The following is a 22,747-nucleotide window of genomic DNA, read 5'->3' as shown; positions in this document are numbered from 1 at the left end:
CGCCGCGCCCGGATGCGCGGCGTAGAATGCCGGCATGACACGACTCGTTCTGATCGACGGCTACAACTATCTTTATCGCGCCTATCACGCCATCAAGGCACAAGGCCGCGAGTTGACCGCACCGGACGGTTTCCCCACCGGCGCGCTGTTCGGCGTCGCGAACATGCTGCGTGCCTACCTGAAGGAGCGACCCGATTACGCCGCCTTCGTGGTCGATGCCCCAGGCAAGACGTTCCGCGACGAGTTGTATCCTGAGTACAAAGCCAATCGCCCTCCCATGCCGGATGACCTGCGCATGCAGGTGGAGCCATTGCTGGAGATCGTCGCGGCCCTCGGATTTCCGATTCTCCGTGTGCCGGGCGTCGAGGCCGATGACGTGATCGGCACGCTCGCGCTGCAGGGCGCGGCGCAGGGCATCGAGGTGACGGTTTCGTCCGGCGACAAGGACATGGCCCAACTGGTGCGGCCGCACGTCGTGCTGGTCAACACGATGAGCGGCAGCCGGCTGGATTCGGACGAAGCGGTGATCGAGAAGTTCGGTGTGCGCGCCGACCAGATCATAGACTACCTGGCGTTGATGGGCGACGCGGTGGACAACATTCCCGGCGTGCCCAAATGCGGGCCCAAGACCGCAGCCAAGTGGCTGGCCGAGTTCGATACGCTCGATGGCGTCATCGCCAATGCCGACAAGATCGGCGGCAAGATCGGAGAAAGCCTGCGCGAGGCGTTGCCCCGCTTGCCGCTCAATCGCGAGCTGACCACGATCAAGACGGACGTGGTGCTGGATCAGGCGATTACCGATCTTCAGCTCAGGGAGCGCCATGTCGATCAGCTGCGGGAGCTGTACGCGCGCTATGGTTTCAAGCAGGCACTGAAGGAGCTCGACGGCGGTGCGATCGATTCGTCGGTGATCGCCGAGAAGGAGCCGGGCCATGCGCGCGGTACCGGCCGGGTGGCCACGGCCGCGGTGGACGAGGGTGCGATAGATCCCGCGCTGGGCGTGGCCGGCGAGTACACGGCAGTGACGGAGCGGGCCCAGCTCGACGGACTGGTGGCTCGCCTGCAGCAGGCCGACGAGTTCGCCTTTGACACCGAAACCGACAGCCTGGATCCGATGCAGGCCACCCTGGTCGGCCTGAGCTTCTCTACCGAGCCGGGCCAGGCCGTGTACATACCGGTCGGACACGACTATCCGGGCGCCCCGCCACAACTCGACCGCGACGACGTCCTTGCGGCGCTCACGCCGGCGCTGGCGGACCCCGCCAAGCGCAAGCTGGGCCAGCACGGCAAGTACGACCTGCATGTACTGCGCCGCCACGGTGTGGACGTGCAGGGCTACGCGGACGACACGATGCTGGAGAGCTTCGTACTGAACTCGGGCAGCAACCGCCACGACATGGATAGCCTGGCCAAGCGTTTCCTCGGCTACGACACGATCAAGTACGAAGCGGTAGCCGGCAAGGGCGCCAAGCAGATCCCGTTCTCGCAGGTGGCAGTCGACGATGCCATCCGCTATGCGGCCGAGGATGCCGACATCACGCTGCGACTGCACCGCGCCATCGCACCGAAGCTGGCGGCCGAGCCGGGTCTCGAAAGCGTATACCGCGACATCGAGATGCCGCTGGTGCCAGTGCTGGCGCGCGTCGAAGCCAACGGCGTCAAGATCGATGGCGACGAACTGCGCCGGCAGAGCGCCGACCTGTCCAAGCGCATGCTGGCCGCACAGCAGACGGCCACCGAGCTGGCTGGCCGCACCTTCAACCTCGACTCGCCGAAGCAGCTTCAAGCGCTTCTGTTCGACGAGCTGAAGCTGCCGGCGCTGGTGAAGACGCCGACCGGCCAACCGAGCACCAACGAGGAGGCGCTGGAAGCGATCGCCGATCAGCATGAGCTGCCGCGCGTGATCCTCGAGTACCGCGGCCTGGCCAAGTTGCGCAGTACCTATACCGACAAACTGCCGGAGATGGTCAATCCCACCACCGGCCGCGTGCACACCAGTTATCACCAGGCGGGTGCGGCGACCGGGCGGCTGTCGTCGACCGATCCCAACCTGCAGAACATCCCGATCCGCACCGACGATGGCCGGCGGATCCGCAAGGCGTTCGTCGCGCCCGCGGGCCGCAAGCTGGTCGCCTGCGACTACTCGCAGATCGAGCTGCGCATCATGGCGCACCTGTCGCAGGATCCCGGCCTGGTGCGTGCGTTCGAATCCGGCGCCGACATCCACAAGGCCACTGCGGCGGAAGTCTTCGGCAGGGCGCTGGAGGACGTCACCGGCAACGAGCGTCGCGCGGCGAAGGCCATCAACTTCGGCCTGATGTACGGCATGAGCGCCTTCGGCCTCGCGCGCCAGCTGGGCATCGCGCGTGGAGAAGCGCAGGACTACATCGCGCTCTACTTCAGCCGGTACCCTGGCGTGCGCGATTACATGGAGAGCACCCGCCAGCAGGCGCGCGAGCACGGCTACGTTGAGACCGTGTTCGGCCGCCGCCTGTACCTGGAATACATCAACAAGGGGACGCAGGGACAGCGTGCCGGTGCCGAGCGCGCGGCGATCAACGCGCCGATGCAGGGCACGGCGGCGGACATCATCAAGCGCGCGATGATAGGCGTCGATGCGTGGCTGGCCGGCCACCGCGAACGCGCAATGATGATCCTGCAGGTGCACGACGAACTGGTGTTCGAAGCCGAGGTCGATTTCGTGCCGACGTTGCTGAAAGAGGCGACGGCCCGGATGGCCGCCGCGGCGCAACTGAGCGTTCCGCTGGTGGTCGACAGCGGCGTCGGCGACAACTGGGAAGAGGCCCATTGAGCGGGCCTGAAAACGGTTTCCCTTCCGGAACATAGACTTGCGGAAGGTTCAGGAAAACCCTGTCAGGTATATTTGTATACCGAGCAGTTCAATAAAATGAATTCCTCCTGAATCTTACGGTTTTTTAACCGGAATCTTCACGAACCATCCATGTGCGGAGTGGTCATATAGCCCGTGACAGATGCAACGTCTGTCACTGATCTCTCCCATCCCCTGGAGCGATCTCCCCCGGAGCGACGACCCCTCCCCAGGTCCCGCTCCCCTGGCCCCGCCGATCTCCCCCTGGTCTGCGGGGCTTTTTATTGCCTGTCGTTTGCCGCGGTGCGTGCGCTACCGTGCGCGCATTGCTCTCCGTGGGGTAGCGCATGAACGCGACGTTTGCCGAGATGTTCGAGCTGGCCATGCCCTGGTGGGCCTTCGTGCTCCGGGCCTGCGTGGTGTACTTCATCCTGCTGGCGATGATCCGCATGACGGGCAAGCGCACGATGGGCCAGTTCACGCCCTTCGACATGCTGCTGGTCGTGTTGTTGGGCAATGCCGTGCAGAACGCGCTGCTGGGCGAGGACACGTCGGTCGGCGGCGGCCTGTTGCTCGCAGCCACCCTGATCGCGCTGAACTGGCTCGTCGGTCTGGTGTCGGCGCGGTCGCCGAAGGTGGAGCGCTGGGTGGAAGGTTCGCCGGTACTGCTCGCGCGCGAAGGCCAGGTCTATCGCGACGTGCTGCGCCGCGAGTTGATCAGCCGCGAAGATTTCGAGAAGGCCATGCGCGAGGCAGGCTGCCTGGACATGGCCGACATCCGACTGGCCGTGTTGGAGAACAACGGGCATATCACGGTGGTCCCGCGACAGTCCTAGCCGCCCTCCGGTCGACCTCAGGCCAGTTCGGTCAGCCAGTCGCGCGGACGCAGGTAGTCCGCGAGCCGCTGTTCGTCGCTGCCTGCCTCGGGCGCATAGCCGTACTCCCAGCGCACCAGGGGAGGCAGGCTCATCAGGATGGACTCGGCGCGTCCGCCGCTCTGCAGGCCGAACAGCGTGCCGCGGTCGTAGACCAGGTTGAACTCGACGTAGCGCCCACGGCGATAGAGCTGGAACTGCCGCTCCTGCTCGCCGTACGGCGCGTCCTTACGACGCGCGACGATCGGCAGGTACGCATCCAGGAAGCCGTCGCCCACCGCGCGCAGATAGGCGAAGTCGCGGTCGAAGTCCTCGCTCAGGTCGTCGAAGAACAGGCCACCGACGCCGCGCGTCTCATTGCGGTGCTTGAGAAAGAAGTACTCGTCGCACCAGCGCTTGTGCGCGTCATAGCGCGCCTGACCGCCGAATGGCGCGCAGAGATCCCGTGCGATCCGGTGCCAGTGATGGACGTCCTCATCGATTGGGTAGAAGGGCGTCAGGTCGAAGCCGCCGCCGAACCACCATGCCACGGTCTCGCCGTCGCGCTCGGCGCGGAAATGGCGGACGTTGGCGTGCGTGGTCGGCAGGTGGGGGTTGCGGGGGTGGAAGACCAGCGACACGCCGATGGCGCGCCAGGACGCGCCGGCCAGCTCCGGGCGATGTGCGGAAGCGGAGGGCGGCAGCCGGTCGCCGGACACATCGGAGAATCCGATGCCGGCCTGCTCGAACACCGCGCCATCGCGCAGCACGCGCGTGCGGCCGCCGCCTCGGATCGGCGATGCGTCGCCCGGTGGACGCACCCAGGCATCTTCGTGGAAGCGCGCGCTGCCGTCAGCGGTTTCGATGGCGGCGCAGATGCGGTCCTGCAGGTCGGTCAGATAATCGCGGACGGGCGTGATGTCGTTCATGCCGACATTCTAGCGGGGCGAGCGGGGCATCCCGAATTCCGACCGCACGGTAGGCTTGCACAATTGCCAGACCACCAGGCCGTGCAGCACTGCGAACACGATCGCGGTCGCCCAAAGCGTGGCCAGCGTCAGCACCCGCAGCGCGGCGAGTTCGGTCCGCAACTGCTCCGTCTCGGGCTGGTGCGGCAGGGCCTGCACCAGGGCAAACGCGGCATCCATCGCCGCAATGCCGGCGAAATTGGCTGCTGCGCCCATGACCATGAACAGCACGAAGCCCCACCAGCCCCATGCGTGGCGGCGTAGCAGCCCGACCGACACCGCCAGGAACGCAATGCAGATCGCCAGGAAGGCGACGGCGATCGTCGTCAGGTGCGTGAGCACCCACACCACGGGCGCAGGAACCGACTGCGCCGACAGGAAGCCGAGGACCGCATCGATGTCCACATGGCCCAGCAGGAGCACCGCCGCGATGACCTGCATCGCGGCGTAGAGTGCAGCGAAGACGCCGATCACGATCGACACCTTCGCCGTGACGGTGACGAAGGCCGAACCTAGGGTGCTGGCCTGGATGGAGGCCATCGTCCTACTTCAGGTTCTGCTCGAACAGCTTGAGGACGCGCTTGTATTCGTCCAGCCACGAGTCCGAACGCGTGAAGCCATGGCGCTCCAGCGGATACGCCGCCAGCTCCCAGTTGTCCTTGCGCAGTTCGATCAGCTTCTGCGTCAGCACCACCGAATCCTTGAAGAACACGTTGTCGTCGATCATGCCGTGCGCGATCAGCAGGTGGTCCTGCAGGCCGGCGGCGTACTCGATGGGCGACGAGGCGCGGTAGGCCTCGGGATCCAGCTCGGGCGTGTTGAGGATGTTGCTGGTGTATTCGTGGTTGTACTGCGTCCAGTCCACGACCGGACGCAGCGCCGCGCCCGCCTTGAACTTGCCGGGTTCGCGGAACAGCGCCATGAACGTCATGAAGCCACCGTAGCTGCCGCCGTAGATGCCGGCGCGGTCGCGGTCGCCCTGCTTCTGCTCGACCAGCCAGTCGAGGCCGTCCAGGTAGTCCTCGAGTTCCGGGTGGCCCATGTTGCGGTAGATCGCCGTACGCCAGTCGCGGCCGTAGCCTTCGCTGGCGCGGAAGTCCAGGTCGAGCACGATGTAGCCGCGCTCCACCAGCAGGTGATGGAACATCTGCTCGCGGAAGTAGTTGGGATAGCGCGCGGTGACGTTCTGCAGGTAGCCGGCGCCGTGCACGAACATCACGATGGGGTAGCGCTTGCCCGGCTCCATCGTCTTCGGGCCGTAGTACTTGCCCCACACCACACCCGCACCATGCTTCGACGGCACCTGCACGTACTGCGGCTCGACCCACTCGCGCGCCTTGAACGCGGCGCTGCGGGTATCCGTCAGCTGCTTCGCGTCGCCACCGTCGATGCCCAGCACCGACAGCTGCACCGGCGTGTAGCTGCGCGAGTGGCGGACCAGCAACTGGCGCCCGTCGGGCGACGTGCTGAAGCTCTCCACGCCGTCCAGCGAAGTCACTTCGCGCAACGCATTGTTGGCCAGGTCGAGTTTGCAGACCTCGTAGTCGCCCGGCCAGTCGCGGTTGCACAGAAACAGGAAGCCGTTGCCGTCCGGCGTGATCTCCGGCTCGGAGACTTCCCACTTGCCGGAGGTGCGCGCACGGAACTTCTCTGTGCCGGTCGCGGTGTAGAGATGCGAGTAGCCCGACTCTTCCGACAGCAGCCACAGCGTGCGGTTGTCCGGCAGCCAGCCGAATTCGTTGAAGCCCCAGTTGATCCAGGCGGCATCGGTCAGGCGATGGCGTGGCTGCAGGCGTGCGCCCGGCAGGTCGACCGTGGCAATCCAGCGATCCTTGTTGTCCACCGCATGGAGCTGTACGGCGACCTGCGTGCCGTCGTTGGTCCAGGCCATGGCGTCACCCTCGCGGCCACCTTCCACGCGCACGTCGCGGTTGCCCTTCAGCGGATCCTTGCCGGCGGCCTTGCGTAGCGCAGCCAGCGGGTCCTTGTCGATGCCGGGCAGCGGATCGAAGGCGAGCGGCTTCACGCTGCCATCGGCCAGGTCCACGCGCCATAGCGCATGCGGCAGGGGCGCATTGCGGCCCACGCGGGTGCGGACGTCCTGGAATTCCTCGTAGCCGGACTCGGTCACGTACTTGGGCATCTTGCCGCCCTGTCCGGCATCGGCGCCCTTCCTGCGCGTCACCACCAGCAGCCAGCGCCCGTTTGGCGACAGCGAGCTGGATTCGATTTCCACCTCCGTGCCCAGGTAGACCGGTGCCGGTGCCCGGGTGGGATCGGCCTTGCGCCAGGCTTCGGCCTGCTTCTGCGCGGCTTCGCGCAGGGCGCGGTCATCGGCGAGCGTGCGGATCGTGCGCAGCTGCTGCTCGCGCAGGGCGTCGGCCTTCGGCGGTGCCAGCGGATCGCGCTCGGTCTTGAGTTCGGCAACGGTCGACGTGCCGCCGCCTGCGCTCCAGCGATACCAGGTGGCGCCAGTGCGCCAGATCACCGCGCCGTCCTGGGCGAAGCGGGCCTGCTGTTCCGCTTCGTTGGTGCGGGTGATCTGGGTCAGCGCACCGTTGCGCAGGTCGCGCACGAACAGGTCACCGTTGCGCGACAGCAGCATGCGCTGGCGGGTGGCATCGTAGACCGGGCTTGCCGCATCCAGTCCTGCGCGCTGGTCGTCGCCGATGCGTCGCGCAGCGCTGCCATCCAGTCCCTGTTCGAAGGTGTCGCGCACGACGCTGCTGTCGCGCTTGAGCTCGTACTGCACCTGCTTGCCGTCCCACGTCCACCAGGCGCGCTCGACCGGCGGGCCGATCCAGTCCGGTTCCGCCATCGCCTGTTCGATCGTGAGCGGCACGGAGGTCTGGGCGTGCACCGAAGGCGCAAGGGCGAGCGGCAGCAGCAAGGCGAGCAGGGCAGGGCGCATGGGCATCCGTTAGTGCGAGGTGAAGAGGCCAAGAGTACCAGTCCGGCCGCGCTGTTCCGGCCGCCGATGGTCATGCCCGGCGTGAACGGGTGCGGGTTTCGCGCATACCGCATTTCACGCACAATCTCCGCTTGTCCACACGCGGGGCGCGATACGCGCGGATGCAAGCCTACGTCTACAAGAGCCAGCGCAAGGCCGACACGTTCGTCTACCTGGCGAAGCGCGACGACTTCACCCTCGTGCCCGAACCGCTGCGCACCCAGTTGGGCGACCTGGCGTTCGTGCTGGAAGTGGCGCTGACCCCCGAGCGGAAACTGGCGCGCGAAGACGCTGCCGTCGTGCGCGGGAACCTGTCGGCGCGCGGCTTCCATATCCAGTTCCCGCCGCAGCCCGATCCGCGCGTCCGTGCCGATGCCTGAGTCGCGCCTGCAGCCCCGTCCCGTCGCTGTTGCCGCGTTGCTGGCCGGCGTGCTGCTGGCCGGCGCGGGGGGCTGGGCCGGTGGCGTGGTCGCGGCGGTCGCCGCATGCCTGGCGCAGCCTGCGATCGCGCTGGGCGTGTCGTGGCTGCGCGGGACCCGGGTGCTGGCGCCTGCGCGCGCATGGCGAGAAGACCTGCCCGCGCTGCTGCTGGCCTGGGCGGTCGCCTTCGCCGGTAGCGCGGCGCTGCTGGCCTGGCCGCTGGCCTCGCTGCACGACAGCGGCAGCCTGCCGGCGGCGCTGGGCGTCAGCGCAGTGGTGGGTGCGGTGATCGTCGGGCTGTGGCGGACGTGGCCGCTATGGCATGGGCTGGAGCGCGATGGCGGGTCGCTCGCCGCGCACTGGCGAGGCCTGGTCGAGCGCGACTTCCATGCCTGGCGCGGCCTGGCCGTGGCGACGCTGCTGGCGCTCGCGGTCGGCGGTGGGCTGTGCCTGGCCTGGGCTGGACTGGTGCCGGAGGCGGCACGTGCCGGCGCGGCAGTGGCCTATGCGTTGCTGCTGCCGGTGCTGCACCTGGGAGTGCAGAGACTCGACGGCGCAGGCGTGCTGCCCGTGGTGGAGATGCCGGACAGCGACGATGACGACGTCGATACCGCGACGGCCGGCGAACACCCGGCACAGGACCTGGATCTGGAGCGGGCGCTGTTCGATGCCGCCCGCTCCGGTCGTGTGGACCGCGCGCTGGAGCTCATCGAGGCCGGCGCAGACACGCATGCCCTGCCGGCGGAAGGCGCGCGCGACCAGCGCAGTCTCGGCGTGCTGGCGGCGGTGCTTCCCGATCTGCGCCTGCTGCGCACGCTGATCGCGCACGGTGTCGACCTCAATCACGCGCATGCCGGCGTCACCCCGCTGCTGGCGGCGACCCGCGACAGCTGGCATGGCCGGCCCGATGCCGTCACCACGCTGCTGGCGAATGGCGCCGATTCGCGTATCGCCGATGCCGACGGCAACACGCCGCTGCATCATGCCGCCCGCAGTTCCGATCCGGGCGTCGTTGCGTTGCTGCGCGATGCCGCAGCGGAACTGGATGCGCTGAACCACGATGGCCTCACGCCGCTGGGCGTGGCCTGCGTGGCCGGCAACTGGCGACTGGCGAAGTTCCTGCTTGAGCGTGGCGCACGGCCCGATCCGCAGGGTGGGCAGCCGGTGCTGCTGGCGGCCGCCTCGACGGAAGAGGACGATCCCGCCGGCGTCCAGTTGCTGCTCAAGCACAAGGCCAAGGTGGATGCGCGCGACGCGCAACGCCGCAGTGCGCTGCACGAAGCCGCTTACGCCGGCCATGCGGAAATCGCCACCACGCTGCTCGCGGCCGGTGCCGACGTGCACGCACGCGACGCACAGCAGCGCACGCCGTGGCTGGATGCGGCGCGTGGTGCGCACCTGCAGGTGCTGGAGAAGCTGGCCGATGCCGGCGCCGACCGCCATGCGCTGGATGCCGGGCGCCGCAGTGCGCTGATGCTGGCCTGCACGGCCGAGAACGCCTCGCCTGCGCTGGTGCGCCGTTTGCTGGACTGGGGCGTGGATCCTGCCCTGGCCGATGCGCAGGATCGCCGTGCGGTCGATGTCGCGGCCGAAGCCGGCCGCTGGGCGCTGGTCTCGGCGCTGGACCCGGGGTACGCGCTGCCCACGGCCGTCGCTGCCGCGGACGACGAGACGCCGCCCGATCGCGCGCCGGCGGTACTGCTGCGCGAGGGATTGGCGAGCGGCCAGTTCGACGGTCTTGATGCGCTGGCACGATTGAGTTCGCGCGAGGAGCTCGGTGCGCTGTTGCACGACACCGACATGCAGCGCCCGGCACGGCTGACGTGGCTGCTGCGCCACGGCGCGGATGCGGAAAGCCGGAATGCGGATGGCGACACGCTGCTGTTCGCGCTGCTCGCGCAGGGCCCGACCGGGCAGCCGGCGCTGGCGACCTTGCTGGCGCGCGGCATCCCGCCCGCAGGCGCTGGCGGACTGGCGCGCTTCATGGCGGCGTGCGCGGCGGACGACCAGGCGGCGCGCGCGCTGGAATCCTGCGCGCTGGACCTGCTGGAACGCGGCGCCGATCCGTTCGCGCCGTCACCGCAGGGCGACCCGGCGCTGTCGCTGGCGGTGCGTCTGGGATGGCAGCGCGTGCTCGACCGCCTGCTCGACATCGGCGTGGATCGCGAGGCGCGCGACAGCCATGGCATGACCGCCCTGCATCTGGCGGCGGTGCTGGGTCGCGAAACCGCACTGAAGCAGCTCGTCGCGAAGGGCGCCTCGCCCGACGCGCGCGCCGCCGACGGGCAGACGCCGCTCGGCGTCGCCCTGGCGTGCGGCCGCCGCGATCTGGCCGACTGGCTCGACTGGCGCATCTGGTCGTTGCCACGCCGTGCGCTGCGTCCGGCCGACCTGCCGGCCGCCGCGATGGCCGGCGACCGCGATGCCGTGCGGCGCCTGCTGGACTTGGGCTTCGACGTCGATTCGCCGGATGCCCAGGGCTGCACGGCGCTGCTGCGCGCGGCGGGCGGCGGCTTCGCGTCCACGGTCGAGTTGCTGCTGGCGCGCGGTGCCGATCCGCAGCGCGCCGCCAATACCGGCGCCACGCCGTTGTCGGCCGCGGTCAGCATGCGCCAGGTCGAGATCGTGGGTGCCCTGCTCGCGGCCGGCACGGACATCGAGCACCGCCTGCCCGGTGGCGTCACCGTGCTGATGCTGGCGGCGGCCCTGGGGCTGCCGGAGATCGCCGCACGCCTGATCACGGCGGGAGCCAACGTGCACGCCGGCGATGCGCAAGGGCTGACGCCCCTGCACTGCGCCGCCCTCTACGGGTTCACCGCCCGCGAAAAGCCGCGGCTGGTGGCGTTGCTGGATACGCTGCTGCTGTCCGGTGCGGAGTTCGAACAGGCGGCGGCCGGCGCGGTGACGCCGTTGCTGCTGCTGCTCGGCGCGCGTGCCGAACCCGGAACCGCCTGCGACGAGGAAGTCGTGCTCGCCGGCCTGGAGCGTCTGCTCGATGAGGGCGTGTCGCTGGACGTGCAGGACCCGCGCGGCTTCGGTCCGTTGCACCTGGCGTCGCTGCACGGCCTGCTGCGCGTGGTCAGCCGCCTGCTGCGGGCCGGCGCGGATCCGGAGCTGCGCGACGCACTGAACCGCACGCCGCGCGAGATCGCGGTGATGCGCGGTTTCATCGACGTGGCGGCGGAGTTCGTGCCCGCCACGCCCGGCGCGGGCGCATCGATGGCGCGTTTCCTGCGCGACCGCGGCTGACCCGGATCCGCCTCAGCGCGCCGGCGGTGCGTCCTCTCCGGTCGCATCGGCTTCGAACAACTGCTCAAGGTCGCTGACGGCATTGCGTGCCGTCTGGATCACTGCGCCATCGTCGTCGTAGACCAGGTATTGCGCGCGCAGCAGCTTCTCGTCGTGCTGGCGGAAACGCCGGGTGTGCTCGGCCGCGGTTTCGGGTGGCAGGCCCAGTTCCACCAGCACCTGCTGCGCCATCTCCAGGCTGGAGCCCAGCGTCTCGCGATACGCCTCCGCGCTCAGGTCCATCAACCGCCAGGCGTGCTGGCGGTTGCGCGCGCGCGCCAGCACGCGGGCCTCCGGATACATGCGGCGGATCAGTCGCGTCGCCTTGATGTTCGTGTCGGGGTCGTCCATTGCGATCACGAACACCTTCACATGCTGCGCGCCGGCGGACCTCAGCAGGTCAGGCCGGGTCGGGTCGCCGTAGTACAGCCGGATGTTGCCGAACCGCCGCAACGTGTCGACGGTCTCGGGGCTGTGCTCCAGTGCGACGAAGGAAATCCGCTGTGCGGTGAGCAGGCGCGCGACGATTTGGCCGAACCTGCCCATGCCCGCGATCAGCACCTGCGGCTGCTCGTCCGGAATCTCATCGAACGTGCGCGGCGCGGCGGCAGGCGCGTGCTTCACCTCGGCCAGCAGGCGATGCAGGCCCAGGAGCAGCAAGGGGGTCAGTGCCATCGATACGCCGACGATCGCGGTCAGCTGGTTGCGTAGTTCGACGTCCATGAGCTTCACGCGCGACGCTTCGCTGAAGACCACGAACGCGAACTCACCCCCCAGCCACAGCGTGCCGGCCAGCATCAGCGCCCCCCGGGGCTGCAGGCGGCCCGGCCAGCGGCCGATGCCGAACAGCAGCGAGAATTTCACCGCCAGCAGGATCGCGACACCGGCCGTGACCACCTCGGGCGCCTTGGCCACGGCATCCAGGTCGATGTCCATGCCGACCGCGATGAAGAACAGGCCCAGCAGCAGCCCCTTGAACGGATCGATCTGCGATTCCAGTTCGTGGCGGAATTCCGAATCCGACAGCAGCACGCCGGCCAGGAACGCGCCCAGGCCGGCGCTCAGGCCGGCCAGTTGCATGAACCAGGCGATGCCCAGCACCACCAGCAAGGCCGTGGCGGTGAACACTTCGGGCATGCGCGTACGCGCGACGATGCGGAACAGCTGCCGCAACACCAGCCGCCCGCCGAGGATCACGATCGCGATGGCGCCGACGGCATGGAACACCATGGTCCAGGTCAGCGTTTCGTTCTTCGCGCCGCCGAGCAGCGGGATGGCAGCCAGCAGCGGGATGGCCACCAGATCCTGGAACAGCAGGATCGCGAAACCCAGCCGGCCGTGCTCGCTGGTCAGTTCCTTGTTTTCGGCGAGCAGCTGCAGGCTGACCGCGGTGGACGAGAGCGCCAGGCCCAGGCCGATCACGAGCGCGGTCTTCCAGTGGTGCTCGAAGGCCAGCGCGATCCCGCCCAGCACCAGCGCGCTCAGCAGGACCTGCAGGCCGCCCGCCCCGAACACCGGCTTGCGCATCACACGCAGGCGCGACGGTGACAGTTCCAGGCCGATGACGAACAGCATCATCACCACGCCGATCTCGGCCGCGTCGAGGATGCGATCCGCATCCCGAACCAGCGCCAGCCCGTCCGGGCCCAGCACTACGCCAGCCACCAGGTAGGCCAGCACCGCCCCCAACCCGAAGCGCTTGAACACCGGCACCGCGATCACCGCGGCCAGCAGGAACACCAGCGCTAACTCCAGACCACTACCGTGCATGTATCACCTCGCGGGGATAGTATGCGGCGCACGGGCCCGGGCCGGGCTCACTTCCAGGGATATGGGGGGGCGCAATGAGGCGGACGGTCGGTTTCGCGGTCCTGTTCGCGACATGCCTGCTGGCATGGACGCAGGGCGTATACGCGCAAGGGGTCGGCGCGATGCGCAAGCAGATCGAAATGAGCATGGCGGTGACGGGCGAGATCACCGTCAGCGAGCATGGTGGCGTCATCGCACACACGCTGGATAGGACGGACGAGCTTCCGCCTGGTGTCGTTGCGTTCCTGCAGCAGCAGATCCCGGCGTGGGAGTTCAAGCCATTGCAGCACGAAGGCCGCCCGGTACGTGCCCGCAACAAGATGCGTGTCCTGCTGGTGGCCAGGAAACAGGAGGCGGGGGGCTACGAGATGCGCGTGCAGGCGGCGTCCTTCTATGCCTTCAGTACGGTGGAAGAGAGCTCTTCCGACAACGGCAGGATGATGCCGCCGCGTTATCCGGCCGCGATGGCGCGGGCGGGCGCGTCCGGCAGCGTCTACCTGATCCTGAAGGTCGGCCGGGATGGCCGCGTCGAGGAGGCCTTCGCCGAACAGGTCAACCTGCGCATCCTGGCCACTGCACCCGAGATGGAGCGCATGCGCCAGTCGTTCGCCGCCTCCGCGGTGCAGGCGGCGCGGGGCTGGTCCTTCACTCCGCCAAGCCAGGTCGACTCGGGTGCTGCCGATTACTGGACGATGCGGGTACCGGTGGACTACACGATGGGTCGCATGGAGTCCCGCTACGGGCGCTGGGTGGCTTATGTTCCCGGACCGCGCACGACGGCGGACTGGGTCGACGCAGAACTGACGCAGAGTTCGCCGGAAGCGTTGGCAAACGGCATGGTGGGGGTGCTGGACAGGCACGCCCTCCGTCTCCTGACGCCGCTCGCCGGCGAAGGATGACGGTGCGCTCGTCAGGGGATGATGGCGTACACCCGGTCGGAGAACGGGGCGGACGGAAGCGATGGATGCCGATGGGCGTCGACGGCTCGCGTATCACTACGAAGGAGCGAATGATGAAGATGCGTCTGGGGCTGGGCCTGTTGCTGGTACTGCTCTGCATGCCGGCGCTGGCGGGCAGTTCACGCGCCGTCCGCAAGCAGATCGAGGCCAGCATGCTGGTCACCGGATCGATCCTGATCGAGCGCGATGGCAGCGTCAGCACGCTGGAGGTCGACCAGCGCGACAAGTTGCCGGACGTGGTGACCACGCTCGTGGAAGGTTCCGGGCCGGCCTGGAAGTTCGAGCCCGTGCTCGTGGACGGCGTGGCGAGACGAGCCAAGGCGCGCATGAGCCTGCTGGTGGTGGCCAAGAAGCTGGATGACGGCAGCTACAGGGTGGGCATCCGCAGCGGCTACTTCGGCAAGGAGGCGATGACGCCGGAGGAGCGCCAGCAGGAACCCGATGCGATCAAGCCGATCTCCATGCAGCCGCCCAACTATCCGATGGCGGCCCTGGAAATGAACGCGCGCGGCACGGTCTACCTGGTAGTGAAGGTCGGACCGGAAGGCCTGGTGCAGGATGTCGCTGTCGAGCAGGTCAACCTGAGAACGGTGGGCAGCGAGAGCGAGATGAAACGGATGCGGGGAACGCTGTCCCGCGCTGCCGTTGTCGCGGCCAGGAAGTGGTCCTTCTCCGTATCGGCAAGCGAGGAGCTGCGGCAGGCCGGGTTCCTGTCCGTGCGCGTGCCGGTCGACTACGAGTTCTTCGGCGCCAAGCAGCCCGGTTACGGGGAATGGCTCGCTTACGTTCCCGGACCGCGGGAGCCGATCCCGTGGGCGCAGGAGGGTCAGCAAGGTGCGGACGAAAGCCCCGAGGCCCTGTTGGCGGGCGGGCTCTATCCGTTGGGCAAGGGATTGCGCCTGCTGACGCCACTGGGCGGCGACTCCTGAATCACCGCGAGGCAGCGGTCGGGATATCCGTGCCAGCGCCTGGCCACTACGGTGCATGTACCACCACGCGGGGCTAGTATGCGGCGGACGGGCCCGGGGCGGGCTTGCTTCCAGGGATGCAGGAGGACGTATGGGACAGCGGAACACGTGGGTGATGTGGCTTCTGGTGCTGGCGCTGGCATGGGCTCCCGGGGCAGGGGCGCAGAACGCCGGCGCCGTCCGCAAGCAGGCGGAAGCCAGCATGCGGGTGACCGGATCGATCAGCATCGCGGTCGACGGAAGCGTCGAAAGCGTGGAACTGGATACGCCGGAAAAATTGCCCGATGGCATTCCTGCCTTCGTCGGCCGCAATGTCGCGACCTGGCGCTTCGAGCCGGTGATGGTGGATGGACAGCCGCGCCGCGCGCTGACGCGCATGAGTGCGCTGCTGGTGGGCAGGTCCTTGGGTGATGGCCAGATGGAGATATCGATTCGCGGCGCCGACTTCGGCGACTATGAAGCGATGCCGGAGGCAGAGCGCGTCAGCGCGAAGCAGATGAGGCCGCCGGGGTACCCGATGGCGGCGGCGCAGGGGGGCGTGCAAGGGACGGCCTATCTTCTGCTCAAGATCGAGCGCGACGGCACCGTCGGCGACGTGATCGCCGAACAGGTCAACCTGCGGATCGTCGCCAACGAGTCCCAGATGAACCAGCATCGCGACCGCTTTGCCCGTGCAGCGATGGCGGCAGCCCGAAAGTGGACCTTCGCTCCGCCCACCGTGGGCGCCCAGGCCACGCAGCCCTACTGGGTCGTGCGCGTGCCGGTGGACTTCAATTTCGGCGAAGCGCGGCGCTATGGAAAATGGGCGGTCTACATTCCCGGCCCGCGCATGAGCCCGGCGTGGGCTCCCGCGGATGAGGCGCCAGGCTTCTCGCCGGAGGCGCTGGCCGATGGCGGTGTGCACCTCGCAGGCAATACGCGTGGCCCGAAGCTGCTGACACCACTGGATGGCGCTTGAAGAGATCCCGCATCCGTACCTTGGGACTGCTTGCGTGCCTAGCGATGGGAATGGCAGCGCAGGCAGCGGAGGGCGATCCGATCCGCCTGGAAGCATCGGGCACGCTGCACATCGGGGCGGACGGAGCGAAGGTGGGATTCACGCCGGACCCGGCGCTGAACGCACAGGTTGCAGCGCAGGTGCAGCGCGGTGTGGCCGCGTGGCGGTTCGCCGCGACGGGGTCGCACGGGCGACCGGTTGACGGAGATACCGACGTGCGGCTGGCGCTGGAGGCGGTGCCGTTGTCGGGAGGCTACGGTCTGCGGTTGACGCAGGCGTGGTTCGGCACGCCGACGCTCACGCCCGGCGCAGTACCGCCGGACTATCCGCGCATGCTGCTGGAGGCGCGCGCGGGCGCGCGCGTCCTGCTGCAACTCCGGCTGGATGCGCAAGGGCATGTGGAGGATGCATCGATCACGGATGCCACCGTGCTGACGCACATCAAGGATGCAGGCATCCGTGCGACATGGCGTGAGCGCTTCGAGCAGACCAGTATCGCCGCCGCACGGCGCTGGAGCTTCGTTGCCGGCTCGACGCAGGCGGGTGTCGCCACCTACCCGCGCGAGGTGCGCGTGCTGGTGACGTTCTGGCCTCGCGACATGAAGGGCGACACCGACTATCGCCATATCGGCTGGCCGATGGAAACCTCGCCCTGGGCCATCACGAACAAGACCACGCTGCCACCGGGCAGCGTCCTGATCGACCCGCGTGTCGTGCCGGTGGATTCCGTCCTGTCGCTCGGCTCGGACGTCGTCGGCTCGATGTTGTAAGCGAGCAGCGCTCGCCTTGTCGGCATGCGCGGTGCGGGTGCCGTCGACCCGAGGGGGCAGGTGCGAAGCGCGTGACTTCCGATACGCAGGCGCGTTGCCCCGGCGTCCGGTCGGGTGTTCACTCGCTTGTCACTTTCTCCGTTTCTGTTCATACTTTCCGCCGAAGCCAGCATTCGGCCGTCTCTCCCGGTCCCGCCAGCGATTCACCGCCTGACAGGACCCGCACATGAGACTGGCGCCCCTCTTCGCCGGCATTTTCGCCTGCGCATTCGCCGCAACCGCTTCCGCCCACACGCCCTATCTCGCGCCGAGCACCTTCGCACCGCGCGCGGGCGACACCGTCGCGCTGGATGCTGCGTTCGCCGAAACCTTCTTCGTTCCCGAAACGGTGTTCGACAACAGCCGGTTCACCGTCATCGGCCCCGATGGCAAGGAAGCCGCGCTGGACGCCGTGCAGCTGCTGAAGGTCCGCGCCGTCGCCGAGCACACACTGCCGAAAGGCGCGACGGGCACCTACCGCTTCAGCACCGGACCACGCCTGGGCGCGCTGTTCCGTACCTGGGAACTCAACGGCAAGCAGGAAAGCTCACGCGACCCGGCGGCGAAGATCCCGGCGGGTGCCAAGGTGATCTCCAACTTCCAGTCGCTGACGCTGGCGGAAACCTTCGTCACCGTCGGCGAGCCCGGCGGCAAGGCGCTGCAGGCGCGCGGCAAGGGCATCGAACTCGTGCCGACCACCCATCCCAATGATCTGTTCGTCGGCGAGACGTTCGATTTCACCGTGCAGTACGACGGCGCACCGCTGGCCGACCAGAAGGTCGAGATCACCGAAGCGGTGTGGACCTCGGACCGCAAGCCGCAGGTGGTGACGGTGCTGACCGATGCGCAGGGCAAGGCCAGCGTCAAGCTGGAACGCGCCGGCACCTGGCTCGCGCTGACGCGCCATCGCACCAAGGCGCCCGCCGGCGCGCCGGTCGACGAGTACAGCAACAGCTACACGCTGACGTTCCGCGTGCTCGAACAGTAATTCCCCCACTTCTCCGGAGATGTCCATGAAACCTGGCCTGCTTGCCGGCGCGTGCCTCTGCGCGCTGCTGTCCGCTCCCGCCGTCGCCCAGCAATCGCCCGCCCCGCGCCCGCTGGTCGGCGGTCATGGCAACAACATCACAGCCTTCATCGCGCAGCATGACGCGAATGCCGATGGCCGCCTGACGTGGGAGGAATTCGACGCCTTCCGCCGTGCACGCTTCGATGCGACCGACGCCAACGGCGACGGCACGGTCGACGTGGAAGAGTACGTGCAGGAGTTCGAAGACCGCATGCGCGAGGAGATGGAGCAGGGGCGCGGCGAACAGGTCGAACAGACCAGGCGCCGCTTCACCGCGCTGGACACGGACAAGGACGGGCACGTCTCGCGCGCCGAGTTCGATGCGTCCGGCGAACGCGTCTGGAGCGAAGGACAGAAAGCCCTCGCCGGCAAGGCGGAAGGAAAGGACGGCGGCGAGAAGACGACGGAAGCTGCTGCGCGTTTCGATCGCCGGCCCAGTCGCCTGGCGTTGCCCAGCAGCCACACGGCCGAGGGCTTCCTGGCGCTGTACGACGGCAATGGCGACGGCAAGGTGGAGCGTGGCGAGTTCGACCACGCGCGCGCCGCCCAGTTCACGCGCACGGATGCCAACAACGACGGTCGCCTGACCCAGGACGAATACCTGGCCGAGTACGAGGACCGTCTCGATCGCCATATCGCCACCCAGACCGGCGGTTCGGACAAGCAGACGCGCGTGCGCTTCGGCGCGCTGGACACCGACAAGGACGGCAAGATGACGTTCGCCGAGTACCAGGTGTCGGGCAAGCGGACCTTCGATGCGGCCGACCGCAACCACGATGGCGTGGTGGACCCCGCGGACGCCAAGCTGCCGCCGCCTGCGCGGACCGAACGGCCCGCCGCGAACTGAGCAGAGGGATCGCGTGGGGATGCGACCGTCGACGATGTGCCGGGGGATCGGCCTGTGGCTGGCGTTGGCCAGTTGCGGGCTGGCCGCCGCGCCCGTACAGGTGCAGCGCGAAGGCGTGCTGGGCACGTCGTTCGAGATGCGGATCGATGGCGATGGCACGCGCGCGTCGCGCGCCGTCGACGCTGCGCTGCACGAAATCGCCCGTCTCGAATCGCAGCTCAGCACCTGGCGCGGAGACAGCGCCTTGTCCCGCTACAACGACGGCCATCTTCCTGCCGAACGCCTGCCCGAGGCCGTGGTCGAGGTGCTGGCGCGTTGCGAACACTGGCGCGCTGAAACCAACGGGGCCTTCAGCTGCCGTCTCGGTGCGCTGATCGCGCAATGGCGGCAGGCGGATGCCGACGATCGCCTGCCCGAACGAGCAGGCCTGCGCCGACAGGCGCGCGCACTGGCGACCTTGCCGGTACCGGCGAAGGGCGCGCTCGATCCGGCGCTCGGCCTGCGCTTCGACGTCGACGGCATCGCCAAGGGCTACATCCTGGATCGCGCGCTCGCGAGCGCGCGCCGCACCGCGCCCAAGGCGACCGGCATCCGCATCGATATCGGCGGCGATGCCGTCTACTGGGGTCGTCCGGAGGGGAGCGACGTCTGGCACGTCGACGTCGCCGATCCGAAGCGGCCGATCGACAACCAGCCCGGTGTCGCGCGCGTGAGGCTCGCGTCGCAGGCGATCGCGGCCAGTGGTCATCACAGTCGCGGCTACACGATCGGGCGACGGCAGTTGAGCCATATTCTCGACCCGCAAGAGGGCTGGCCGTTGAGCTACGCGCCTGCCGCCACCGTCATCGCCCGGGATGCCGCCACCGCCGATGCGTTGGCGACCGCGCTCACGGTGATGCCGATCCGCGACGGCATCGCGCTGGTCGACCGCATCGAAGGCGCGGCGGCCCTGGTGGTGTCGGATGCCGGCATTCCTTTCGCGTCGGCACGCTGGCCGGCCGCACTGGACGCTGGCGTGGTGTCCGCGCCGCGTGCGTCGGTCCTGATCGATTACGAGATCCCGGTCAACGCTGTGGATCGCTACCGGAAGCCCTACCTCGCCGTGTGGATCGAGCACGAGGACGGGCGCGCCGTGCGGCAGCTGCATGTGCTCGGCGACCGCTCGCGCTGGTTGAGCGAGCTGCCACGCTGGTGGCGGCACTACGGCCGCAATGATCCGGCCGGCGCGCTCGGCATCGCGCGCCCGACGCGCGCGCCTGGCCAGTACACACTGGCATGGGACGGTCGCGACGACCGTGGGCAGGCGATGCCCGCCGGGCGTTACGTGTTGCGCGTGGAAGCCGCACGCGAGCACGGCGGCCACGAAGACATCGCGCTACCGTTCCCGCTGGGCGACGCCACCGCGCCCCTGCAGCACCAGGGTCAGACCGAGATTGGTCGCCTGGTTCTCCGCTACGACAAGACGTAGCGCCTTTCCTGCCCAACGGCGCGAACCCGCGCCATCCCAGCGACGTACTTCCGCCCTCGCGGCCGCAGCCAGGATTGGAGCGCTCCCATCGAAGCGCATGTTCTTTCCTGACTGTGGAGTCACACCATGAAGTTGTCCCCCCACCTGCTGGCGCTGGCCATCGCGTCCGTCATCGCCCTGCCTGCACAGGCTGAAACCCCCGCCGATCCGAACGGTGCACAGACGCTGGATACGATCGAGGTCAAGGCGCAGCGCGAGCGACAGCAGTCCACCAACCAGAATGTCACCACCCTGAGCAGCAAGGATCTGCAGCAGCAGGGCGCGCAGAGCATGGAAGATGCGATCCGCTACGTGCCGGGCGTCGAAATGGTCGATCTAGGACGTGCCGGTTTCAACGGCTTCAACATCCGTGGCCTGGAAGCCGACCGCGTGTCCATCACGCTGGATGGCCTGAGCTTCCCGCAGAGCATGGACCCTGGCACCTACCAACCGTACGAGTTCTTCCGCTCCGGACGTGGCAGTGTCGACATGGAAGCGGTCAAGACCGTGGAGATCATCAAGGGAGCCGATGCGATCACCGCCGGCAGCGGTGCGCTCAGCGGCGCGGTGATGTTCACCACCAAGGACCCATCCGACTTCCTGGAACCGACCGGAAACGACACCACCGGTGCGCTCAAGTACGCGTACACCGGCAGCAACGACGAGAACGCCGGCACGCTGACGTTCGCCAACCGCACGGGTCGGGTCGAGTCGCTGCTGGTCTACACCAAGCGCGAAGGGCACGAGACCGAATCCTGGTACGACACCACGATCAACTGGATCGGCCCCGGCCGTCGCACGCCAGACCCCATCGATCGCGAGAGCGACAACCTGCTGGCGAAGGTCAATTTCCTGATCAGCGACACCCAGACGTTCGGACTGATCTACGAACGCGCGCGCAGCACCGGCCACGTCGACAACTGGACCCGGACCGATGGCACCGGCTCGTACTATGAGCGCTCCGCGGTAGACCGCAGCGACCGCGACCGTTACGGCCTGAAGTACACATGGAAGGCGGATGTCGCCGCCTTCGACACGCTGGAAGCGACAGTCGACCGACAGGAGAACTACATCCAGGGCCAGACCAACGTGCTGGTCGCCAGCGGCACGTCGGGCGGCACCCGATGCTCGGTGGCGGCACTCTGTTCGCGACAGGAATTCCGCTGGGATACCCAGGATCGCGATCGCGCCGCGATCGACCTGGACAAGTCGTTCGAAAGCGGCGGCCTGCGCCATGCGCTGGTCTACGGCGCGGCCTGGCAGCAGGCGGATATCGACTGGAACTCGATCGACTCGCGCTGGAACAACGCGGGCCAGCTGGTCAGCCGCGACACCGATCCGTCGCTGTGGCCGAACACCCGCGAGACGTCGTGGACGGTCTACGCCCGCGACAAGGTACGTCTGCTGGAGGATCGCCTGACCCTGACCGGCGGCCTGCGCTACGACAGCTACAAGTACACGCCGAAGGTGCGTGCGACCTCCAGTGGCGATTCCGGCTATACCGATGGCGGCGGCAGTGTGGGCGTCTCCGAGTTCCGTTCGCCGACATGGAACCTGGGCGCCGACTTCCGCATCACCGATACGCAGTCGTTGTGGGCGCAGGTCGGCCGCGGCTTCCGCGCGCCGAGCGTCAACGACATGTACGGCACGTCGTCGACCACGCAGGTCACGCGCGTGTCCGATGGCGCCCTCGTCACCGTGTCCGATGGCAAGAGCAATCCGGATCTCGACGCCGAGCGCAGCCTCAACCTCGAGCTGGGCTGGCGCTACAGCAGCGATCGCCTGCGCCTGGGCGTGTCGGCCTTCCACGACACCTACAGCGACTTCATCGACAGCGCGGACTTCGTTGGCGATCCGACCGTGCAGTACAGCACCGTCGTGGGCGGCCAGACCGTCATCACGAACGGCTACATCTACACCATGCCGATCAACCGCGGCGAGGTGAAGGTCAAGGGCGTCGAGGTGGAAGGCATGTGGCTGCTGGCCGATGACTGGATGGCGCGCCTTGCCTACTCGTACAACGAGGGCGAGGACAACGATGGCGAACCGCTGGGCAGCATCGTGCCGGCCAAGCTGGTGGCGGGACTGAACTACGTCGCGCCGTCGCGCCGCTGGAACCTGACCGCCAACGTCACCCACCAGGAAGACAAGGATCCGTCGGACTACGGCCGGAGCATCACCAACGGCAGTTACGGCGCGGAAGTCGTGCCGGTGTACGCCTACAAGGCGCGTGCGTACACGCTGCTGGACCTGTTCGGCAGCTACGACATCACCAAGAACCTGCACCTCACCGCCGGCATCTACAACGTGTTCGACAAGGAGTACTACCTGTGGAACCGCGTGCGTACCGCCGGCGCGGGCAACGCGGTGTTCTCGGGCTCCACCAGCGCGGCCGGCATCGGTCGCTGGTCGCAGCCGGGTCGCAATGCCCGCGTGACGCTCAGCTGGTCGTTCTGAGCCCGTGAAGGGGGC

At 68.1% G+C, this 22,747-nt stretch carries 16 protein-coding genes; 12 read left to right on the top strand and 4 right to left on the bottom strand.

Annotated features, from left to right (window positions below; genetic code table 11):
* Window positions 1-34: 34 nt before the first annotated feature.
* A complete protein-coding gene (gene polA, locus IB230_RS16295; protein WP_192273826.1) occupies window positions 35-2,812 on the top strand; it encodes a DNA polymerase I in 2,778 nt (925 codons plus the stop codon).
* 365 nt (window positions 2,813-3,177) lie between these two features.
* On the top strand, window positions 3,178-3,666 hold the full coding sequence (locus IB230_RS16290) for a YetF domain-containing protein (protein WP_192273825.1): 489 nt from the start codon (window positions 3,178-3,180) through the stop codon (window positions 3,664-3,666).
* Between the two features lie 17 nt (window positions 3,667-3,683).
* Here IB230_RS16290 and hemF read toward each other — a convergent pair whose 3' ends face one another.
* The 3 genes from hemF to IB230_RS16275 are packed head-to-tail and all read right to left on the bottom strand — an operon-like array spanning window position 3,684 to window position 7,563.
* On the bottom strand, window positions 3,684-4,613 hold the full coding sequence (hemF, locus tag IB230_RS16285) for an oxygen-dependent coproporphyrinogen oxidase (RefSeq protein WP_192273824.1): 930 nt from the start codon (window positions 4,611-4,613) through the stop codon (window positions 3,684-3,686).
* A gap of 9 nt (window positions 4,614-4,622) precedes the next feature.
* The gene (locus IB230_RS16280) at window positions 4,623-5,192 is read right to left on the bottom strand and encodes a hypothetical protein (protein WP_192273823.1); all 570 of its coding nucleotides are present in this window, start codon (window positions 5,190-5,192) and stop codon (window positions 4,623-4,625) included.
* A 4-nt stretch (window positions 5,193-5,196) separates the two neighbouring features.
* The gene (locus IB230_RS16275) at window positions 5,197-7,563 is read right to left on the bottom strand and encodes a S9 family peptidase (protein WP_192273822.1); all 2,367 of its coding nucleotides are present in this window, start codon (window positions 7,561-7,563) and stop codon (window positions 5,197-5,199) included.
* Window positions 7,564-7,724: 161 nt separating this feature from the next.
* On the opposite strand from IB230_RS16275, the gene IB230_RS16270 reads away from it, so the two are divergent.
* Window positions 7,725-7,982, top strand: a complete 258-nt coding sequence (locus IB230_RS16270; RefSeq protein ID WP_192273821.1) for a YcgL domain-containing protein — start codon at window positions 7,725-7,727, stop codon at window positions 7,980-7,982.
* Window positions 7,975-11,271, top strand: a complete 3,297-nt coding sequence (locus IB230_RS16265; RefSeq protein ID WP_192273820.1) for an ankyrin repeat domain-containing protein — start codon at window positions 7,975-7,977, stop codon at window positions 11,269-11,271. Before IB230_RS16270 ends, IB230_RS16265 begins: the two co-directional genes overlap by 8 nt.
* A 12-nt stretch (window positions 11,272-11,283) precedes the next feature.
* On the opposite strand, the gene IB230_RS16260 is transcribed toward IB230_RS16265, so the two are convergent.
* Entirely contained in the window at window positions 11,284-13,080 is a 1,797-nt protein-coding gene (locus IB230_RS16260) for a monovalent cation:proton antiporter-2 (CPA2) family protein (RefSeq protein WP_192273819.1), read from the bottom strand.
* A gap of 74 nt (window positions 13,081-13,154) precedes the next feature.
* Here IB230_RS16260 and IB230_RS16255 point away from each other — a divergent pair, with 74 nt between their 5' ends.
* The 8 genes from IB230_RS16255 (at window position 13,155) to IB230_RS16220 (ending at window position 22,732) form a co-directional block, all read left to right on the top strand.
* A complete protein-coding gene (locus IB230_RS16255) occupies window positions 13,155-14,018 on the top strand; it encodes an energy transducer TonB (protein ID WP_192273818.1) in 864 nt (287 codons plus the stop codon).
* Window positions 14,019-14,131: 113 nt separating this feature from the next.
* Window positions 14,132-15,007, top strand: coding sequence for a hypothetical protein (locus tag IB230_RS16250; protein ID WP_192273817.1), 876 nt, complete (start codon window positions 14,132-14,134; stop codon window positions 15,005-15,007).
* A gap of 130 nt (window positions 15,008-15,137) precedes the next feature.
* The gene (locus tag IB230_RS16245) at window positions 15,138-16,004 is read left to right on the top strand and encodes a TonB family protein (RefSeq protein WP_192273816.1); all 867 of its coding nucleotides are present in this window, start codon (window positions 15,138-15,140) and stop codon (window positions 16,002-16,004) included.
* A gap of 50 nt (window positions 16,005-16,054) precedes the next feature.
* Window positions 16,055-16,813: a hypothetical protein gene (locus IB230_RS16240; RefSeq protein WP_192273815.1), complete on the top strand. Its 759-nt coding sequence runs from the start codon at window positions 16,055-16,057 to the stop codon at window positions 16,811-16,813.
* A gap of 226 nt (window positions 16,814-17,039) precedes the next feature.
* Complete coding sequence (locus IB230_RS16235) at window positions 17,040-17,840, top strand: DUF4198 domain-containing protein (protein ID WP_192273814.1); 801 nt, start codon at window positions 17,040-17,042, stop codon at window positions 17,838-17,840.
* 25 nt (window positions 17,841-17,865) lie between these two features.
* Window positions 17,866-18,768, top strand: coding sequence for an EF-hand domain-containing protein (locus tag IB230_RS16230; RefSeq protein ID WP_192273813.1), 903 nt, complete (start codon window positions 17,866-17,868; stop codon window positions 18,766-18,768).
* A gap of 34 nt (window positions 18,769-18,802) precedes the next feature.
* On the top strand, window positions 18,803-20,236 hold the full coding sequence (locus tag IB230_RS16225) for a DUF2271 domain-containing protein (protein ID WP_192273812.1): 1,434 nt from the start codon (window positions 18,803-18,805) through the stop codon (window positions 20,234-20,236).
* Window positions 20,237-20,362: 126 nt separating this feature from the next.
* Window positions 20,363-22,732: a TonB-dependent hemoglobin/transferrin/lactoferrin family receptor gene (locus IB230_RS16220; RefSeq protein WP_192273811.1), complete on the top strand. Its 2,370-nt coding sequence runs from the start codon at window positions 20,363-20,365 to the stop codon at window positions 22,730-22,732.
* The last annotated feature ends 15 nt before the right edge of the window (window positions 22,733-22,747 follow it).

Origin of the sequence: Pseudoxanthomonas sp. PXM01 (assembly GCF_014851815.1) — a bacterium.
Taxonomy (GTDB): domain Bacteria; phylum Pseudomonadota; class Gammaproteobacteria; order Xanthomonadales; family Xanthomonadaceae; genus Pseudoxanthomonas_A.
The sequence above is the reverse complement of the archived record's forward strand: the minus strand, read 5'-3'. Positions and strand labels throughout refer to the sequence as shown.

Bases quoted from the DNA above. Each gene is read 5' to 3' on its own strand.
- IB230_RS16240 (WP_192273815.1), top strand. From the start codon at position 16,055: ATGGCAGCGCAGGCAGCGGAGGGCGATCCGATCCGCCTGGAAGCATCG.
- IB230_RS16245 (WP_192273816.1), top strand. From the start codon at position 15,138: ATGGGACAGCGGAACACGTGGGTGATGTGGCTTCTGGTGCTGGCGCTG.
- IB230_RS16290 (WP_192273825.1), top strand. From the start codon at position 3,178: ATGAACGCGACGTTTGCCGAGATGTTCGAGCTGGCCATGCCCTGGTGG.
- IB230_RS16255 (WP_192273818.1), top strand. From the start codon at position 13,155: ATGAGGCGGACGGTCGGTTTCGCGGTCCTGTTCGCGACATGCCTGCTG.
- IB230_RS16275 (WP_192273822.1), bottom strand. From the start codon at position 7,563: ATGCGCCCTGCCCTGCTCGCCTTGCTGCTGCCGCTCGCCCTTGCGCCT.
- IB230_RS16230 (WP_192273813.1), top strand. From the start codon at position 17,866: ATGAAACCTGGCCTGCTTGCCGGCGCGTGCCTCTGCGCGCTGCTGTCC.
- IB230_RS16250 (WP_192273817.1), top strand. From the start codon at position 14,132: ATGAAGATGCGTCTGGGGCTGGGCCTGTTGCTGGTACTGCTCTGCATG.
- IB230_RS16260 (WP_192273819.1), bottom strand. From the start codon at position 13,080: ATGCACGGTAGTGGTCTGGAGTTAGCGCTGGTGTTCCTGCTGGCCGCG.
- hemF (WP_192273824.1), bottom strand. From the start codon at position 4,613: ATGAACGACATCACGCCCGTCCGCGATTATCTGACCGACCTGCAGGAC.
- IB230_RS16235 (WP_192273814.1), top strand. From the start codon at position 17,040: ATGAGACTGGCGCCCCTCTTCGCCGGCATTTTCGCCTGCGCATTCGCC.
- IB230_RS16220 (WP_192273811.1), top strand. From the start codon at position 20,363: ATGAAGTTGTCCCCCCACCTGCTGGCGCTGGCCATCGCGTCCGTCATC.
- IB230_RS16280 (WP_192273823.1), bottom strand. From the start codon at position 5,192: ATGGCCTCCATCCAGGCCAGCACCCTAGGTTCGGCCTTCGTCACCGTC.
- polA (WP_192273826.1), top strand. From the start codon at position 35: ATGACACGACTCGTTCTGATCGACGGCTACAACTATCTTTATCGCGCC.
- IB230_RS16225 (WP_192273812.1), top strand. From the start codon at position 18,803: ATGTGCCGGGGGATCGGCCTGTGGCTGGCGTTGGCCAGTTGCGGGCTG.
- IB230_RS16265 (WP_192273820.1), top strand. From the start codon at position 7,975: ATGCCTGAGTCGCGCCTGCAGCCCCGTCCCGTCGCTGTTGCCGCGTTG.
- IB230_RS16270 (WP_192273821.1), top strand. From the start codon at position 7,725: ATGCAAGCCTACGTCTACAAGAGCCAGCGCAAGGCCGACACGTTCGTC.